The organism is Rhodococcus sp. USK13 (genome assembly GCF_018343855.1).
GTDB lineage: Bacteria > Actinomycetota > Actinomycetes > Mycobacteriales > Mycobacteriaceae > Rhodococcus_F > Rhodococcus_F oxybenzonivorans.
In genome coordinates, this window is record NZ_CP069242.1 from 1,483,632 (window position 1) to 1,500,992 (window position 17,361).

Annotated in this window: 15 protein-coding genes; 7 read left to right on the top strand and 8 right to left on the bottom strand. The window is 63.5% G+C overall.

Annotated elements, in window-relative coordinates; genetic code table 11:
* Window positions 1–16: 16 nt before the first annotated feature.
* The 3 genes from JQT59_RS09645 to JQT59_RS09655 form a co-directional block, all read right to left on the bottom strand.
* Entirely contained in the window at window positions 17–487 is a 471-nt protein-coding gene (locus JQT59_RS09645; RefSeq protein WP_249354317.1) for an AMP-binding enzyme, read from the bottom strand.
* Window positions 488–696: 209 nt separating this feature from the next.
* Window positions 697–873 carry a hypothetical protein gene (locus JQT59_RS09650; protein WP_213575933.1) on the bottom strand — a complete coding sequence of 59 codons (177 nt, stop codon included), beginning with the start codon at window positions 871–873 and terminating at the stop codon, window positions 697–699.
* Window positions 874–1,126: 253 nt separating this feature from the next.
* Window positions 1,127–1,369: a DUF3263 domain-containing protein gene (locus JQT59_RS09655; protein ID WP_213575934.1), complete on the bottom strand. Its 243-nt coding sequence runs from the start codon at window positions 1,367–1,369 to the stop codon at window positions 1,127–1,129.
* 343 nt (window positions 1,370–1,712) lie between these two features.
* On the opposite strand from JQT59_RS09655, the gene JQT59_RS09660 reads away from it, so the two are divergent.
* From JQT59_RS09660 to JQT59_RS09670, 3 genes are all read left to right on the top strand, one after another.
* Window positions 1,713–2,804: an alpha/beta hydrolase gene (locus JQT59_RS09660; RefSeq protein ID WP_349307004.1), complete on the top strand. Its 1,092-nt coding sequence runs from the start codon at window positions 1,713–1,715 to the stop codon at window positions 2,802–2,804.
* A 163-nt stretch (window positions 2,805–2,967) separates the two neighbouring features.
* Entirely contained in the window at window positions 2,968–3,282 is a 315-nt protein-coding gene (locus JQT59_RS09665) for a DMT family transporter (protein ID WP_213575936.1), read from the top strand.
* Between the two features lie 5 nt (window positions 3,283–3,287).
* Window positions 3,288–3,659 carry a DMT family transporter gene (locus JQT59_RS09670; RefSeq protein WP_213575937.1) on the top strand — a complete coding sequence of 124 codons (372 nt, stop codon included), beginning with the start codon at window positions 3,288–3,290 and terminating at the stop codon, window positions 3,657–3,659.
* A 116-nt stretch (window positions 3,660–3,775) separates the two neighbouring features.
* On the opposite strand, the gene JQT59_RS09675 is transcribed toward JQT59_RS09670, so the two are convergent.
* The 4 genes from JQT59_RS09675 to JQT59_RS09690 all read right to left on the bottom strand — a co-directional run bounded on the left by JQT59_RS09675 (window position 3,776) and on the right by JQT59_RS09690 (window position 10,620).
* Window positions 3,776–7,150, bottom strand: coding sequence for a serine/threonine-protein kinase (locus JQT59_RS09675; protein ID WP_213575938.1), 3,375 nt, complete (start codon window positions 7,148–7,150; stop codon window positions 3,776–3,778).
* Between the two features lie 403 nt (window positions 7,151–7,553).
* Complete coding sequence (locus tag JQT59_RS38340) at window positions 7,554–7,775, bottom strand: hypothetical protein (protein WP_397517679.1); 222 nt, start codon at window positions 7,773–7,775, stop codon at window positions 7,554–7,556.
* Window positions 7,776–7,971: 196 nt separating this feature from the next.
* Entirely contained in the window at window positions 7,972–9,315 is a 1,344-nt protein-coding gene (locus JQT59_RS09685) for a C40 family peptidase (RefSeq protein WP_213575939.1), read from the bottom strand.
* A gap of 258 nt (window positions 9,316–9,573) precedes the next feature.
* Entirely contained in the window at window positions 9,574–10,620 is a 1,047-nt protein-coding gene (locus tag JQT59_RS09690) for an LLM class F420-dependent oxidoreductase (RefSeq protein WP_213575940.1), read from the bottom strand.
* Between the two features lie 178 nt (window positions 10,621–10,798).
* Between JQT59_RS09690 and JQT59_RS09695 the strand changes: the two genes are divergently transcribed.
* The 3 genes from JQT59_RS09695 (at window position 10,799) to JQT59_RS09705 (ending at window position 14,881) form a co-directional block, all read left to right on the top strand.
* Window positions 10,799–12,010, top strand: a complete 1,212-nt coding sequence (locus JQT59_RS09695) for an acetyl-CoA C-acetyltransferase (RefSeq protein WP_213575941.1) — start codon at window positions 10,799–10,801, stop codon at window positions 12,008–12,010.
* Window positions 12,011–12,027: 17 nt separating this feature from the next.
* Complete coding sequence (locus JQT59_RS09700) at window positions 12,028–14,178, top strand: 3-hydroxyacyl-CoA dehydrogenase NAD-binding domain-containing protein (RefSeq protein ID WP_213575942.1); 2,151 nt, start codon at window positions 12,028–12,030, stop codon at window positions 14,176–14,178.
* Window positions 14,179–14,254: 76 nt separating this feature from the next.
* Window positions 14,255–14,881: a TetR/AcrR family transcriptional regulator gene (locus tag JQT59_RS09705; RefSeq protein ID WP_213575943.1), complete on the top strand. Its 627-nt coding sequence runs from the start codon at window positions 14,255–14,257 to the stop codon at window positions 14,879–14,881.
* Here JQT59_RS09705 and JQT59_RS09710 read toward each other — a convergent pair.
* Complete coding sequence (locus JQT59_RS09710) at window positions 14,874–15,827, bottom strand: NAD(P)H-dependent flavin oxidoreductase (protein WP_213575944.1); 954 nt, start codon at window positions 15,825–15,827, stop codon at window positions 14,874–14,876. The two genes, JQT59_RS09705 and JQT59_RS09710, sit on opposite strands and share 8 nt — an antisense overlap.
* A 167-nt stretch (window positions 15,828–15,994) precedes the next feature.
* Here JQT59_RS09710 and JQT59_RS09715 point away from each other — a divergent pair, with 167 nt between their 5' ends.
* On the top strand, window positions 15,995–17,173 hold the full coding sequence (locus tag JQT59_RS09715) for a TetR/AcrR family transcriptional regulator (protein WP_213575945.1): 1,179 nt from the start codon (window positions 15,995–15,997) through the stop codon (window positions 17,171–17,173).
* Window positions 17,174–17,361 lie beyond the last annotated feature (188 nt).

Sequence of the window (17,361 nt, forward strand, 5' to 3'; positions counted from 1 at the left end):
CGGTGTTCAGCGGCTCCTACGCTGGAAGCGGACGTTCAACGTGACCAGGAGTGGAAACCACGGTTTCGACTGCCGACCTCAGCTCACCCGCGCTGATCTGTTCAGACACCTTGAACTTCTGGATCTTACCGGTCGGTGTCATCGGGAACTGGTCGGTGAAGAACCACAGGGATGGAGCCTTGTGAGCCGAGATACGCTCACGGCACCAACTTTTCAATGCATTGGGCGCCGGGCGCTCGCGACCTTCGTGGAGTCGGATGACGGCGCCGACCTGCTCGCCCCACTTCTCATCCGGGATGCCCACTACGATTACGTCGGCCACGTCCGGGTGCTGGAACAGTAATTCTTCGATTTTGCGTGGGTAGAGGTTCTTAATGGTTCGCTGACGATATACACGGTAGAACCGACTTTGACTCCGGCGGTCACGCAGCCGTGGAAGCCGGTGGGAAGACGTCGAGAGCATCGTCAGGTCGAGGCTCTTCCCCATCGGCTGGTCGCGGTCGGGGGATTTCAGCAGGTCCAGTCGGGGTACGGGACCATGACGTACTAGGACTGACCACAGACCCAGCCGCCCATGTCGACGCAACCGTAGGTGGCGCCCGGGCGGTCGGGGGTTCGATGTTCAGGCAGAAGGTCTTTTAGTCCTTGCAGTCACGGCAGGGTGTGTGAGCAGGTATGGAAAAAGGCGAGTCGTCCTCATTCTGCGCGGCTGGCTGACACCCCGCACACCGGCACTTCGGACCAATCACTTCCCGAGGAAATGGTGGCGCCGACATTCGGCTGAGACAGCACGTAGGCGTTACCGAGGATGCCCGCTTCCGGGACAGAGAAGACCAGGACGATGGCCTGCCCAGGTATGAGCTGATGGCTCACATGGGTGATAGTCCACATCTGCAGCGGTGATCACAGAGGTTCCTCGGCTTATCGGCTCGGAATGACGTCCGGATGAACCGTAGGCAGCGCAGTGTGATCCACGCTACGGGATTCAGGTTGAAATACCCCAGATGAAACGACGATTCATCCCTGCGGGTGAGTAGCACCGACTGTGACCACGCTCGCGCGAAGATAAGACAACGCCGCCCGTAGGTTCACGCCTCCAAGTATCCCGATGCTCGAGGTTCTGCATCTACGATGTCGGGCGAGTCGTGAGCGCGCGTAGAGATACGAAACGGCGGAGGTCCTCGCGGAAGTTGGGGTCGAGTTGGTTGTCCGTCGGTCGTGCGAGGATGCTGTCCAGTCTCGCGATGTAGCAGGCTGGAGTCATGCCGAACTCGACCAAGAGGTCTCCGGTTGTGCCACCACCGTAGGGAAGCCAGCGGCGTGCGAACTCAATAATTCGCATGTCTTCGATGACAGGGTCCTCGATCATGGTACTACCTCCAACCGTCATACCTGGACAAGCATGGAGCGATGTGTCTTCACGGCCGAGTTGTTCCGGGACTGCCCGCACCGGTCAGGTTGCCGCCAGACTTGGATTGTTATCTGAAATTTCTGCCGCGTGCACAAGCCCCTTCGATCTCGCTCCAGTGCATCAGCGCGCGGAGCGAACTGCAACTCCTTGGAGGAAGTATCCCCCTTTTGGGGGGTGTTTTTCCCCCTGTGGGGGAGTCCGGTCGGGTGATCTGAGCCATAAGTTGAGAGGACGTCTTCGTACGGCTTTGGGGCTATCGCCTTAGATCCCGGCCGTGCATCCCTGGAAGTTTGGAGTGCCGATGTCAGCCGTTAGCTCGGTGGAACAGCCCGGGGCCGCGGTTGGCGGTGTGGGAGGAAACCACACGCATTGTGTGGGCTCCGAATCGCATCTCGTGCCACGTTCGAGCTTCCTTCCTGGCAACAGCATTCAGTCAAAACTCCTGACACACGCGTTGCGTGTGACGGTCAAACCTGTGCTCGGTGTGTGGGCGCGTATTCCGAGCACACGTTGGGCCGCGCGGGTCGTTGACCAGGCCGCGCGCGTGTTACCCCCGCTCGATGGCGTCGGGCATCGTCGTGTGCGCTTGACAGATTGCGACGCGGATTGGATCCAGGCGCACAACGCCGACCTGCACAGCGTGGTCCTCTACCTTCACGGCGGGGGGTTCCTGACCGGTGGCCTCAATACGCACCGGCGACTTGCCTCTCGGATTTCGCAGTCGGCGGAGGCAAGTGTGCTCAGTGTTAACTATCGACTTATGCCTGCACATACGATCGGGGACGCGGTCGCCGACGGGATCGCTGGCTATCGCTGGTTGCTTGCACGAGGGTTTGTCCCCGCGCAGATCGTCATTGCTGGTGATTCTGCTGGTGGTTATCTCGCGTTCATGGTGGCGCTCGCCCTTGCTGACCTCGATCTGCCGCGGCCGGCCGGCCTGGTCGCGTTGTCGCCGCTCACCGACCTGGACCCAACAGCCAAGTTGCAGCACCCCGCGTCTGCGCGATGTCCGATCCTTCCCAGTTCGGCGTTGGTGGCGATGACCGCCCTGACCGCGCGGGTGGAACTCCGTGCTCGTGGCGTGTCGGAACTTCCTCCGTCTCCCGTCGATGCAGACCTACGCGGGCTACCGCCGGTACTACTTCAGGTTGGGTCCACAGACATGCTGTACCCGGATGCGTCGCTGATGTTCGACCGCCTCACCGACGCCGGGATCCCGGCCTCGCTCGAGATCTGGGATGGTCAGTTCCACGTCTTCCACGTGGCCGCAGACTTCCTGCCCGAGGCACGCAGGGCAATCGGGCATGTCGCGGAGTTCATTCGCGCGGTGACCACCGTTCGAAACGGCGATTCGGCACCTGCCCCCCTCGACTCTGTCCGCGAGATTGCCTAACGCATATCGCAAGCCGGCCGACCGAGCTGGTATGTACCTCCATGGCAAACTAAGAGGGTCCTGAGGAAAAAGCCTACGTGACCGGGTATTTCAGCAGGCGCCGCCACAGGAGCTACCAGTGCGGAGAACGGTCCGAATCTCACGACGGATTGGAATCGATTCCATGGCATGGTTGTTGCTTCTCGTAGCGATTGTTCTCGAAGTCGCGGCTACGAATATGCTTCCGCTCACTCGCGAGTTCACCCGGGTTCGAGTATCTGCTGCGGTGTTGGCACTATATGGAGGCGCCTTCTTTCTATTGGCGAAGGCGGTCAGACACATTGACATCGGCGTGGTGTACGCGCTGTGGTCAGCGCTGGGGACGGCGGCGGTGGTCGCACTCGGTGCTCTCTTCCACGGGGATCGTATCTCGCGGGTCAAGATAGCCGGTCTGGCGCTGACCGTCATTGGTATCGCCGCGATGAACTTGGGAGGTTAGGCGCCATGGGCTGGTTTTACCTCATGGGTGCGGTTGTCGTGGAAATATTTGCCACAACCGGTCTTCACTCGACTGAAGGGTTCACGCGGCTGCCTCCGACGGTCGGGGTCCTCGCCGGGTACCTCCTTTCGTTCTTCTTCTTGTCGAAGGCGCTCAGATCGCTCTCGCTTGGTGTCTCGTACGCGTTGTGGTCGGCAATTGGCACCGCCTCTGTTGCGGTGGTGGGAGTGCTGCTGTTCGGCGATGCTGTGTCGGTCGCACGAGTGGCTGGATTGATATGCATCATGGCCGGTGTCGTCATTTTGAACATGGAGGCGGACCGTCATTCCAGGACTACCGTGTCCGTGGACGCCCCACAATCGGTGGAGTGCGACTGAATTCAATCTCGCAGGGCGTGGCCTTGTGTGGGCGCGAGCGTTCCCCGCGTGGAGGGATGCCGATCGTGCGCGGTTTTCTCGTCGATGGTTCCGGTTGGACGATTGCGTGTGTGCTGTCAGGTCGAGGCCAGTAGGTTGGCGATGCGCGCGTCCTCGTCCAACAGTATCTGGGTTAGTCCGAGCTCCGTGCATTTCGCTGCGACCGGAGCCAGCACGGTGCGCGCTTCCGCGAAACGCTCGGCGACGGACAAGCACATCGCCAACAGCAGTTCCGCGCGGATGAGCGCCCGGGGTCTGGCCTGTTTTTCGATGCTGAGTACGAGTTCCTTCGCCCGCGAACAGGCGTGCTCAACGGTGTCGGAGGAACCGTCGCGGAGCAGAAGCCTGATCGAAGAGTCTTCGTCGAGTTCGGATGTGATGGTGGCGATCCCGTCTGCTTGCGGACGGTACGCGTTCAAGCCGATCAGTCGGGTGCGGACCTCCTCGTCGACGGGTGCACCTGAGCGGATCCTTTCGTTGACCATCCGGGCGGCCAGACGTGGCAGCCGCAGCGATTCGGCAATCCTTGCGCCCTCCTCGAGTCGACGTTCGGCCTCCTCATGATGTCGGAGTGAGGCTTTGACCCGTGATCCGGTGCCGTAGGTGGCGAGCATGAATTCCACGAGGCCGCCTCCCTCGGAACCGAGTTTGTAGCTTTCGTCCAAGAGCCGTTCGGCTTCGGCAATCTGTCCCTTCTCGTAGAGAAGCGCTCCGAGCAGGGCTCCGGCGAGTCGTGCCGCATGGGCATGGACCCCAGATTTCCCGGTCATCACCACTGCGGACCGGAAGTAGTTCTCGGCCGCGGGAATATCGAGTTGTTCGTATGCCGCTGCGCCAGCCAGACAGTATCCGTACATGACACTGAAGGGCCCGCTCGTTTGCGCGTGATACGCGGCTGCCCAGTCCTGCCAACGACGTGCTGCGTCGAAGTCGAATGTGTAGAGGGCGACGAAGGAAGCGATGCTGCCGGCGCCCGACGCGAGGAAGGGCCGCACCGCATCGGGGTGGTGCAAGCAATCGGCGATGAGTTCCTGTACCCCTGCGATCTCGTCGGCGAAGAGTTTTCCGGATGCTTGGACGACGGCGGCTTCGACGCGAAGGGCGTGAACCGCAGCCTCGTCTGCCTCGGTCTTCGTGAGTGCGGCATCGAAGAGATCGAGTGCAGCTCTCATCTGTCGTGGACGCTGCATCAGTATGTTCGCCCACGCGATGTTCAATTGGAGTCGGGCACTTGTAACAGCAAGGTTCGGAGGAAGTTTCGCGACCAGGCCGAGGAGGGTTGTCATCCGCGAGTCCTCGATGAGTGTCATTCCGCCGTCTTCGACCAGTCGAAGGGCATGGTCGGTGTCGCCGGCGGCAAGAGCGTTGTCGACGGCCTCGCTGAGCATGTGGTGGTCGGCAAACCAATGGGCCGCGATCCGGTGGAGTTCTTCACGGCGGCCAGGATGGAGGCGTTCGAGGCGGCGATGGAGGAGATCGGCGAACAGGTGGTGGTAGCGGAACCAGTCCCTGTCGTCATCGATGCTTTGAAGAAACAGATCTCGCCGTTCGACTTCTTCGAGCATTTCTTGGCCGGATGGAACGTGTGTCAGCATGCCGGCGAGGTCACCGCAAGTCTTCTCCGTGATGGCTGTTGCGAGGAGGAACTCGAGGATCGGCGGCTCGAGTGTGCTCAGGACGTTCTCCACCAGGTATTCGTGGATGGCATGGTGGCCTCCGGAAAGATGCGCGATGAAGTCCAAGCTATCGCTGCGGCCGCGTAGCGACAGGGACGCCAGTTGCAGCGCCGCGACCCACCCGTCGGTCGATCTTCGAAGGCTGCTCACTTCTTCGTCGTCCAGTGCGAGTCCGTTGACGTCGACGAGGAATTCCCGGGATTCCGCGCCGTCGAAACGTATTGCCGTCGGCCCGATCTCGATGAGTTCGTCGCGTACCCGCATGAGGCTCAGCGGAAGACCTGTTTGGGATCTTGTGGCGACGATGACCTGGACGTGATGACATCCGTTCTCGAGTAGGAAGTTCATTGCCGCCACAGTGTCGGGTGAGGTAACCCGGTGCCAGTCGTCGATCACAATGGCGATCGCGCGGTCACTGTGGTGGATGTCGTTGATCAACGAGGGCAGCACGTATCGCGCGGCATCTTCGTAGTGGTCTTCGAGGATGCGCTCCAGTTCGGGCGCGATCGTGGGCAGCGCGGTGTGGATCGCCTGCACCAGGTGGGACAGAAACCAGGTGACGTTGTTGTCATCGCGGTCGATGGTGAGCCAGGCGACGGGCATTCCGTCGGCGACGAGAGCGTGGCGCCATTGGGAGGCCAGGGTGCTCTTACCGAAACCTGCGGGGGCGTGGATCACTGTCAAGCGTCGTCCAGCACCGGCGCGGAGGGTCTCGAGGAGTCGTCGGCGCTCGACCAGTGGCCGAGCCGAGGTGGGGGGACGGAACTTGGTGGCGGCGGTGGGCGGGGTGTTGGGCACTGCTGCCGACGTCTTCGACGCGGGAGCGCCGCCCGTTCCGGGCGGCGGCGATGTGGCCCGGAATGGATCGGCGGGCATGGCCATCGCATCCATTTGCAGCCCGTGCAGGAGTTGGACCGTTCGAAGCTCGTTTCCGAATGCGTCGGCCGAGGCTGGTCGATCGGCGGGATCGCCCGCCATGGCGTGTTCGATGGCGGTGCACACGTCGTCGGGAATACCGTCCTCACGCAGGTCCGGGATCGGTTGATTGGTGACCCGCACGAACTGTGCGACCACCCCTTCCTGGGTGCGGCGCTCGAAGGCGGCGTGGCCAGTCATCAGGCAGAACAGCGTCGCACCGAGACCGTATACATCGGACGCGGGACTAGGAGCTTGGCCCTTGAGCACCTCAGGGGCGGTGAAGGCGGGAGTGCCGACGATGCTGCCCGCGGATGTTTCGAAATCGCCACCGATCCGGGCGATGCCGAAGTCGGTCAGCTGCGGCTCGCCGTATCCCGTGATCAGGATGTTGGCGGGTTTGATGTCACGGTGGAGGATGCCCTCGCGGTGAGCGGCCGCCAGAGCCCCGGCCAGCTTCACGCCGATCCCGAGCACTGTGGGCAACGGGAAGGGGCCTTTTTGCCGAAGAAGGGTTTGGAGAGAACCGTGTTCGTGGTAGGGCATCACGAGAAAGAGGGAGCCGTTCGCGGTGACGCCGACGTGGAGAATTTGGACGATGTGAGGATGGCTGGAGAGTTTGCCCATGGCGCGTTGTTCTCGTACGAAGCGGGTGCGGTCGTCGGGTCCGACATCGGAGGTCAGCACTTTGACGGCGACAGTCCGACCGAGGGAACGCTCGATGCAGCGATAGACCACCCCGAATCCTCCGCGCCCGACCTCCTCCGCATTCTCGAGCCCGGCCGTGTCCAATTCTGTGGCGATATCGCGGCTCACATCGCGCTGAGTATTCGGCAGGTCGACTTCATCGAACTCGTCCATCGGTGGCTCAATCCTCTATGTACTTCTACCTTATTGCGGCAGGTCAGAGGATGTTCCACGACTGTGGCCTCGGCATTCGGGGCGAAGTCCGCCCGCGAGCGGTTCATGCGCACCTCCAACCAGTGTGATCCAACTCCCATTTTAATCCAGTGCGATTCGGTGCTGTTCCCAAATTCGAGTGGACAGCAGGGGTGGCGGCAGATCCCATCTGGTCACCCCCTACCGACGCCGCATTCACTCGAAGGTCGGGCGTAGGACTGCCTCGGCGAGACGCTCGGCTGATCCTCCATCGCCGCCGGTGCCACTCGATGAGCGAGTTGATCATGCCGAACACAAGGCGGCCGGTGAGCGCGGGATCGATGCCTGGCCGGAGGTCTCCCTCCTCCGCGGTACGACGACGAGGTCACCCACGCACAAAGAGAACGAATTCCCGTCGACGGGCGATGGCACGGCGTTCCACGGGAGTGTTCCCACGAACGCGCAGCAGGAGGGTGACGTAGGGCAGTTCTGCGACCAGGATCTCGGCGGTGCGCCGGACGAGGTACTTGAGGCGGTTGATGTGGCGGCCGCTGCTGACCTGCCGTTCGGTGGGGAGGGCGAAGTGTGCGGGGAGTGCCCGCTCCAACGGTCGCTCTAGCAGTTCGGTCGTGCCTGAAACATGGTGGTAGATAGACGACGTTGCGATTCCCGCTCGCTGGGCCAAGGCCTCCCTGCTGGTGCCCTCCTCGTAACCCTAGGCGATGTTCGCTGGCTCCGCGGTTCGGCCGGGGCGCACTCAGGATGGTGGTCGAGCCCGTGTCGACGGATCCCCGGGTGCCGTCTCACACCACTCGCCGCGCTTTCATTCCGTCGAACACGGGAGAGACACGGACCACGTCGCCTGTGGTGGGCGCGTGCACCATTTTGCCGGCGCCGATGTAGATCGCGACGTGCCCAGGACCGGCTGGACCCCAGTTGCCGAACAACAGATCACCGGGTCTTGCGTCGGCGAGGGGAATCTCGGTACCGACCTTCCACTGAGTTTCCGACGTCCGAGGTAGGGATACATTCTCTGTCGTTGCGGCGTGGACGGCGTAGGAGGTGAGTCCGGAACAGTCGAAACCGCCGCCGGAGGGCCCGTTCACGTTGCCGCCGCCCCACACGTAAGGAAGGCCGAGATAACGTAGGGCAGCCTCGACGATCCTGCTGCCGACGCCTCCCCTGTCGCCCGACCCAGAATCGAGGATCGCCGCGTACCGGGATTCGGCCGCGCGGATCTTCGCCACGTAGGGCTTTGTCTGATTCTCGTAGTCGGGGAGTCCCGAGGGCATTCCGCCCGATCGGCGGACCGCTCCCACCCCGGCGTTGTATCCGGCGAGCGTCAGGTCCAGCACGTCACCTGAGACGATGCCGGCCTGCTTCCACGAATCGATCTCCTCGTACATGTCACAGAGCAGATGTCCGGACGCCATGACCGAGTCGCCGACAGCAAGGACGTCCGCCTTTCCGTCGCCGTCGGCGTCGCGCCCGTATTTTGCCCAGGTGCCGGGCATGAACTGGCCGGGACCACGGGCACCGTCCTGAGACACGGGCGCCGAGGCGCCGTATAGGAAGTTGTTCTCCGCCGAGTACAAGGCCGCCAGGACAGGAGCCTTGATGCCGTCGCAGATACTTCCTGCCTTCTGGAACCAGGGGACGAATACTGCGATCGCGCCCAGCTGTGAGGCTGCCGGGGTGGAGGCGTCGGAGACGGTGGGGAGGTGGGAGATCTCCGAGACGGCACGCGGCGTCGAGTCGAATCGGTCAGCGGTGTCACCGTATTCGGGGATTGCCCCGCCGTATTCGTATTCGTATTCGGGCTCGGTGGCAGGAATCTCGCCAGTGGTGTCGCCGGTGGTGTCGGGTGGGGGAGAGGCGCTCTCAGGTGGTGGCGCGTACGTTTCTATCGCGTCCTGGACTGCATCCGCGGTATCGGTGAGTGCTTGCTGTGCTGCGCCTTGCGCCTCGGGCGGTAGCTGCTCGACGGCGTCGTTGACCTGTTGCCCGACCGCGGGTGCGGCATCGGTGATCTGTTGTACCTGTTGGGTGCCATAGTCTTTCAAGGCCGGTGGGGCCTCCGATCCGTGTATCGCGCCGCCGAGTGCTGTGGCGACTGCGACGATGATCGCCGAAGGATCGACCGACATCTACTTCCTCCCGTACTGTGACCCAACCGTGTGAAATCCTTTAGTGTGATTCAAGTCTCGCCGACCGGGCGACCATGTTCCTCACACCATTTGGGGATAAGGGTCCACCTTTAGGGAGATTCCCAAGATGTCGTACCGGTACTTTCGCCTGCAGCCGAGCCGTGCGCTCGTCGAATCGACCTCGCGCACCCAACGGTCGGCGATGGCGTCGCCGACCTCACCTGCGCGATCACGGCGGACGAGCACCACCGTCGCGGATCAGGGAGTGGTATGCCGATTGTGCACTCCGGAGACCACGGCGCTCCGGGTCGCCGCGTCGAGGCCATAGGGGGTGTATAGGGTGAATCGGTCGATGATGTCGCTGAAGCGGCGTGATATTTCGGCCGCGGCCGCCTCGGGCTCGCCGACGACCGCGAAGGTGCGCAGGACGGTGTCGTCGATCAGTCGTGTCATCGACTCCCAGTCGTCGAGCTTGGACAGCCGGTGTAGCTCGGTCTGCAGGTCGCCCCAACCGTGGAGGTCGAGGACCGCCCGGTACGCCGGTGTGGACCCGTAGAAGGCGATCTGTTTACGCACGGCGGTTGCCGCTTCCTCGAATTGCTGTTCATCTGATCCGGTGACGACGAGTCCGGGATAGGACAGAGTGAAATTCTCGAAGGTCTTTCCGGCCTTGGCGAGAGCGGATTTGATTTGCGGGACGGTCACTTCCCGGAGATATCGTTCGGTAGTGAAGCCGTGGACGAGCATCCCGTCCGCGACCTCGGCGGCGACGGACGTCATCTGCGGGCCTACGGCGGCGATCATTACGTGGGGAGGGCCGAATTCGTTCCGCGGAGGTCGGAACATGGGTGTCATCAGGGTGTGGCTGTAGTAATCCCCGCGGAAGTCGAGGGCTGTCTGGTTTTGCCAGCTCTCCCAAATGGCGTGGAGTGCATTGACGAATTCCCGCATCCTCGGCGCCGGCGCGGACCACGGCATGCTGAACCGGCGCTCGATGTGCGGCTTGATCTGTGATCCCAGTCCGAGCGTGAATCTGCCGGAGCTGAAGGACTGCATGTCGTTGGCGACCGTGGCGAGCGTCATGGGATTGCGTGCAAATGCCACTGCGATGGCGGTGCCCACGTGGAGTCGGGGTGCGTTCTCCGCGGCGAGCAGAAGCGGTAAGAAGGGGTCGCGACTGACTTCCGTCGACCACACCCCGTCGAAGCCGGCCCGTTCCGCGAGTCCGATCTGCTCGTGTATCTCGTGGAGGCTTGCCCCTGCCGTCCCGTCGATGGATCCGCCTATGTTGCCGTCGATCAGCATCCGAACTCCCACTATTCCAACATCCAGTCAGGGTTGACCGGATGTTGGTTCGACGATACCGTGAGCGAACGGTCGGCGACAGTGGTTCGACCGCAGGTTTTTCACTTCGTCCCCTGGGTTCTGCGCATCTCGAATACCGCGTCCCGAGGGATTCGTTCACGATCCGAGGAGAGTTGCCTTGTCTGAAGAGGCATTTGTATACGAGGCCATTCGCACGCCTCGCGGTAAGGGCAAGAACGGAAGTCTGCATTCGGTCAAACCGATCGACCTCGTGGTGGGCCTGATCGACGAGCTGTGCGCACGGTTTCCGGACCTGGACCCGAGCTACGTCGACGACATCGTGCTGGGTGTCGTCTCTCCGGTGGGCGAACAGGGTGGTGATATCGCCCGGGCCGCGGCACTGGTGGCGGGCCTGCCCCTGACCGTGGCCGGCCTGCAGATCAACCGGTTCTGCGCATCGGGCCTCGAGGCGACGAATCTGGCCGCCCAGAAGGTGCGGTCGGGCTTCGAGAACCTGGTGATCGCCGGTGGCGTCGAGTCCATGTCGCGGGTGCCGCTGGGCAGTGACGGAGGGGCCCTCTTCAACGACCCGACCACCGCATACGATCTTCACTTCGCCCCGCAGGGAATCGGTGCGGACCTGATCGCCACGATCGAGGGTTTCAGCCGCGAAGACGTCGATGCCTACGCAGCGCGGTCGCAGGCTCGCGCCGAGGCCGCCTGGTCCGGTGGATACTTCGCCAAGTCGGTTGTTCCGGTCAAGGATTTCAACGGTGTCCCGCTGCTCGATCACGACGAACACCGCCGCCCAGGCACCACCGTGGAATCGCTGGCCTCACTGAAGCCCTCCTTTGCGACACTCGGTCAACAGGGTGGATTCGATGCTGTTGCGCTGCAGAAGTATACGTCGGTGGAGCGGATCAACCACGTCCATCACGGCGGTAACAGTTCCGGCATCGTGGACGGCGCGGCGCTGGTCTTGATCGGCAACGAGAAGGCCGGCAAACAGTTCGGCCTCACACCCCGAGCCCGGGTTATCGCCACCGCTGTCACCGGGGCCGACCCCACGATCATGCTCACCGCCCCCACCCCGGTGGCTCTGAAGGCCCTCGATGTCGCCGGACTCACCGTCGATGACATCGATTTGTTCGAACTGAACGAGGCGTTTGCCTCGGTGGTCCTGAAATTCCAGAAGGATCTGGCCATTCCGGACGAGAAACTCAACGTCAACGGCGGCGCGATCGCCATGGGCCACCCCTTGGGAGCGACCGGCGCGATGCTCGTCGGAACGGTGGTCGACGAGTTGGAGCGGCGCGGCGACCGGCGCGCATTGATCAACCTGTGTGTCGGTGGCGGCATGGGTATCGCGGCCATCATCGAGCGAGTCTGAAAGGCAACGGCAACAACATGAGTGCAACATCAACCATCACGTGGTCGCAGGATTCGGACGGAATCGTGCTGCTGACCCTCGACGATCCGGCCCAGTCCGCAAACACCATGAATTCGCACTACGTCGAGTCCATGGGCAACGTACTCGACCGGCTCGAGGCCGAGCGTGAATCTGTCACCGGTGTCGTGATCACGTCGGCGAAGAGGACCTTCTTCGCGGGCGGTGACCTCAACGACCTGGTCCGTGCCACCGCGCAGGACGCGGTCAAGTTCACGGACTTCGCGAATGGGATCAAGGCCCAGTTCCGACGTCTCGAGACCCTGGGCCGTCCGGTGGTGGCGGCGGTCAACGGCGCAGCACTCGGCGGTGGCCTCGAGATCACCCTGGCCACCCACCACCGCATCGCGGTCGATTCGAGATCGGTGATCTTCGGACTGCCCGAAGTCACGCTCGGTCTGCTACCCGGTGTCGGCGGAATCACCCGGACAGTTCGGATGTTGGGGCTCGAGAAGGCACTGACGAGCCTGCTGCTGACCGGGAAGACCTTCGGCCCCGCGGCCGCGAAGACGCTCGGCCTCGTCGACGACCTGGTGGCCAGCGCCGACGCACTCGTTCCCGCCGCCAAGAAGTGGATCAAGGACAACCCCGAGGGCGGTGTACAGCCGTGGGACCGGAAGGGGTTCCGGATCCCCGGCGGTACCGCGCTCAATCCGGCGGTGACGGCGAACCTGCGCCGGACCGTGGCGGGGGCGCCCCTCGAGGCGCCGCGGGCCATCCTCGCTGCCGCCGCCGAGGGTGCGTTGGTCGACCTCGACACGGCGGCGCAGATCGAGACACGCTACTTTGTCGGTCTCGTCACCGGTCAGGTGTCGACGAACATGATCAAGGCGCAGTTTTTCGATCTGCAGAGCATCAAAGCCGGCGGAAGCCGGCCGGAGGGGCATCCCAGGTTCGCGGCGCAGAGGGTCGGCGTGATCGGCGCCGGGATGATGGGTGCCGCGGTGGCCTATGTCTCGGCCAAGGCGGGAATCGACGTCGTGCTACAGGACGTATCGATCGAGTCGGCGCGAAAAGGGAAGGCCTACGCCGAAAAACTGGAGGCCAAGGCCCTCGCGCGTGGAACAACGACCGAGGAGAAGTCCACCGCGCTGCTCGCCCGCATCACCCCGACCGACAATCCGGCCGACTTCGCGAATGTCGATTTTGTCGTCGAGGCGGTCTTCGAGAGCGTGGAGGTCAAACAGGCGGTCTTCAAGTCGATCCAGGACGTCGTCGCCCCCGACGCCGTGCTGGGCTCGAATACGTCGACGCTGCCGATCACCACGCTGGCCGAAGGCGTCGACCGTAAGGAAGACTTCATTGGTGTGCACTTCTTCTCCCCGGTCGAACGTATGCCGTTGGTCGAGATCATCGTTGGCGCACACACCTCGCCGGCAACGTTGGCGAAGGCTTTCGACTTCGCACAGCAGATCAAGAAGACCCCGATCGTGGTCAACGACAGCCGCGGCTTCTTCACCAGCCGCGTGATTACGAAATTCCTCGACGAGGCCGCCGCCGCGGTCGGCGAGGGAATCGAACCGGTGATCATCGAGCAAGCGGGGGCACAGGCCGGCTATCCCGCACCCCCGCTGCAGCTGCTCGACGAGCTGACGTTGACCCTGCCGCGGAAGATTCGTCAGGAAGCCCGGGCGGCGGCCGAGGCGGACGGCGCCGTCTGGGTCGAGCACGGATCGGAGGCCGTCCTCGACCGGCTGGTCGAGGAACTCGATCGTCGCGGTCGGTCGACCGGTGGCGGCTTCTACGAGTACGACGAGTCGGGCAGCCGCGTCGGCCTGTGGCCGGGGCTGCGCGAGGCATTCCAGTCGGGGAGCACCGAGATCCCGTTCGACGATCTCAAGGAACGGATGCTGTTCGCGGAGTCCCTCGAGACGGTGCGCTGCCTCGACGAAGGGGTCCTGACTTCGGTCGCCGACGCCAACGTCGGATCCCTGCTCGGTATCGGGTTCCCTGCGTGGACCGGAGGCGTCCTCCAGTACATCAACGGCTACCCGGGTGGGATCGCGGCGTTCGTCGAGCGGGCCCGCGTACTTGCCGCCCGGTACGGCACTCGCTTCGAGCCGCCCGCCTCACTGGTGGCCAAGGCCGAGCGTGGAGAGACCTACGAGTAGCGGCGTCATTTACGATCGGGGTTGGCACCACTGTGGGCAGTGGTGCCAACCCCGTTGAGGGCTTTTCTCCGAACGGATGGAGCTGATGTCGGTGTCGATCAGTGACGCCTCGGTCAAGCGCACCCAGCAAGAACGGCGGGCGATCACACGTAGGCAGATCCTCGACGCCGCCGTTGCGGTGTTGTTCCGGGACGGCTACTCCGCCGCCACCACGTTGCGGATTCAACACGAGGCGGGGGTATCCCGTGGCCGTCTCTTACAACAATTTCCCTCCCGCGAAGCGCTGCTCGTTGCCGCAGTCCAGCATCTCGCGACCGCGCGGATGGAGGACATGCGGCATCGCGAAGATTGGCCACACGACCCCACAGAGCGTATCGACTGGGCGATCGAGATCATGTGGCCCACCTTCCACCAGCCGTATTTCTGGGCCGCGACCGAACTGTGGCTCGCCTCCCGCGCCAACGACAAGTTACGTGAAGCGCTGCTACCGGAGGAGCGCCGGCTGGGCCAACTCGTGAGAGCAACGACCGACGCGTTCTTCGGCAGCGAGTTGTGCGCACGCCCGCGCTACGAATTGGTACGCGAACAACTCAACACCTCGATGCGGGGCGCCGCACTGACCTATGCGCTCGATCCGCGCGATCCCGCCACCGACCCGCACCTGCGCGAGTGGAAACTGATGGCGCGAGAACTGCTTACGTGACGGGCTGTACGGAGGAGTTATCCCGCACCACCGATCCGGCGCGGGATTCCTCGTATTCCCGGGCGGTCTTCTCGATGAGCGCGGCGACCGAGAGGACCGCGTCCACGCCGGACACGCTGTGCCCACCACTCCACGCCGTGCGGTTGCTGAGCAATCGGTCCTGGCGGAAGCCCTCGGATGCGGGATGCGCGGCAGCGTCTCCGGCCTGGCGATCGACCCAGCACTTGAGCAGGCTCGCCGGAATGCCCCCAACCTGGGTCGAGAGCACGACGTCGTCGAGGCTCGCCTCGACCAGCGCCCGCCGATAGGCGCTGTCGGCCTGACTTTCTTCGGTGGCGATGAACTTCGTTCCCATGTACCCGAGGTCGGCGCCGAGAACCTGGGCGGCGTGCAACGCCACGCCGTCACTGATACCGCCGGCCAGCACGATAGTGCCATTGAATCGCTCGCGGACGGCGCGGACGAAGGAAAACGGGTTTGCCCAGCCCGTCTGGCCTCCGGCGCCCGCGGTCAGGAGCACCAACCCGTCCACGCCCAGTGCGATGGCCCGCTCCGCATGCTGCAACGACGCGACGTCGGCGTAGACCTGGCATCCGATCCCGCGCAGTGGGGCAATAACGGGCTCGGGGGACCCGACACTGGTGATGACGAGTTCTACGCCGTGATCTACCAGGCACGCGAGGTCTTCGCGCAGTCGCCGGTTCGATCGGTGCACCACGAGGTTCGGTGCAAAGGGGGCAGGCCTCGGGACCTCGCTCAGGGCCGTCTCGATGCGGGTGAGCCAGTGGTCGAGTTCGCCGGTGGTTGCCGCATTGTGGGTGGGCAAGGACCCCACGACGCCTTCGCGGCACGCCGCGATGACCAGGTCGGGGCCGGATACCTCCGTCATCGGGGCGGCGATCAACGGAACGGTCAATCGATTCGCCAACGCTTCGGAAATGGACACAGCAGTCTCCTTGCGAGAACCACGAGAGGCAGGGGTATTTGCGCCTAAGTAAATGCCAAAAAAGTGGTGTTGGCGCATGCTAGGTTGAAAATCAAGCTACAACCCCAGTAAGTAAATCTCAAGCCACATCGAATGCGTCGAAGGGGGTGAGGAGCATCGACGAACTAGTGCGCCCGAGGCGAGCTCGGCTCACGAGCACTCCGCGTCCACGGAACCGCAGGGCCCAGATCCTGACCGCCGCGAGCATCCTGTTCTCCGAACGCGGCTACCACAATGTGGGTACCGAGGACATCGCCTCGTCCGTCGGGATCACCGCCGGGGCCCTGTACCGGCATTTTCGGAGTAAGCAGGAATTGCTCGCCTGCACGGTGGCCGAGAGCTTCGACCAGGCGGGTGAGCTGCTGATCTCGCACGGAATCGATGACCTCCCGGTGCTGCTGCACGGTCTGGCGGAAACAGCCGCCACTCGACGTAACCTCGGAGTTCTGTGGAATCGCGAGATTCGACACCTGCCGCCGGAGCAACAGGCGGCCCTGCGCGCGCGATTGCATGATGTGGTGTCGCGTCTCTCCGCAGTGCTCGGCCATTCCGTGCCGGGGGTGAGCGCCGCTGACGCGGAACTGCTGGCGTGGTGCACTCTTGCGGTGCTGACCAGCCCGGGCTATCACCGCACCGAGATCCTGCCGGGCCGTTTGATCCACCTGCTCGCCACTATGGCCGTGGATGTAAGCGCGGCGCCGTTGGACAGTGCAGCTGAACCGGCTGCCGATCTTCCCGGACGGGGCGGCATGGTGCCGGCATCGCGCCGCGAGGCACTCCTGGGCGCGGCCACCAGACTGTTCGGCGCGAAGGGATACCAAGCAGTCACGATGGACGAGATCGCAGCCGCTGTGCAGGTCCACAGCGCCAGCGTGTACCGACACTTCGATACGAAGGCCGATCTCCTGGCCGCCGTGATCGACCGGGGCGCGGAACCGCTCCAGTTGGGGCTGTCGCAGGCACTGTTCTCCGCGGACACCTCCCAGGAGGCTCTGGACGCCGCGGTCGATGCGTACATCGCGTTCGCGATGATCCACCACGACCTGCTGGCCGTGCTGACCTGCGAGGTACTCAGCCTTCCACCCGCCCGACGACACGCCGTGCGCTGCGCGCAGCACGACTACGTCGGGCAGTGGTTCCAACTCCTGAAAGCAACCCGGCCCGAACTCGACGACACCGAGGTGCGATTCCGGGTTCACGCTGCTCTGACAATCGTCAACGATGTATCCAGGACGGTACGGTTGCGCTGCAAGCCCAACGTGCAGGAACGTGTCCGCCTGGCCGCCCGCCGCGTATTGTATGGCTGACACTCCCCGGCTCCATAGTTAAGGGCAATTCACTATCGGCCGCGACTGCAACCCTGCGTGATTCCAGCGCATACCCGTTGACGAGGGGGTATTCAAAGTCGCCGCGTTGACAATAGTGATGCGGGTCACCACAATGGCAGACATAAGTAAATCGTCAGCCACGACGTGGTGAATTGAAGGCAGGTGTA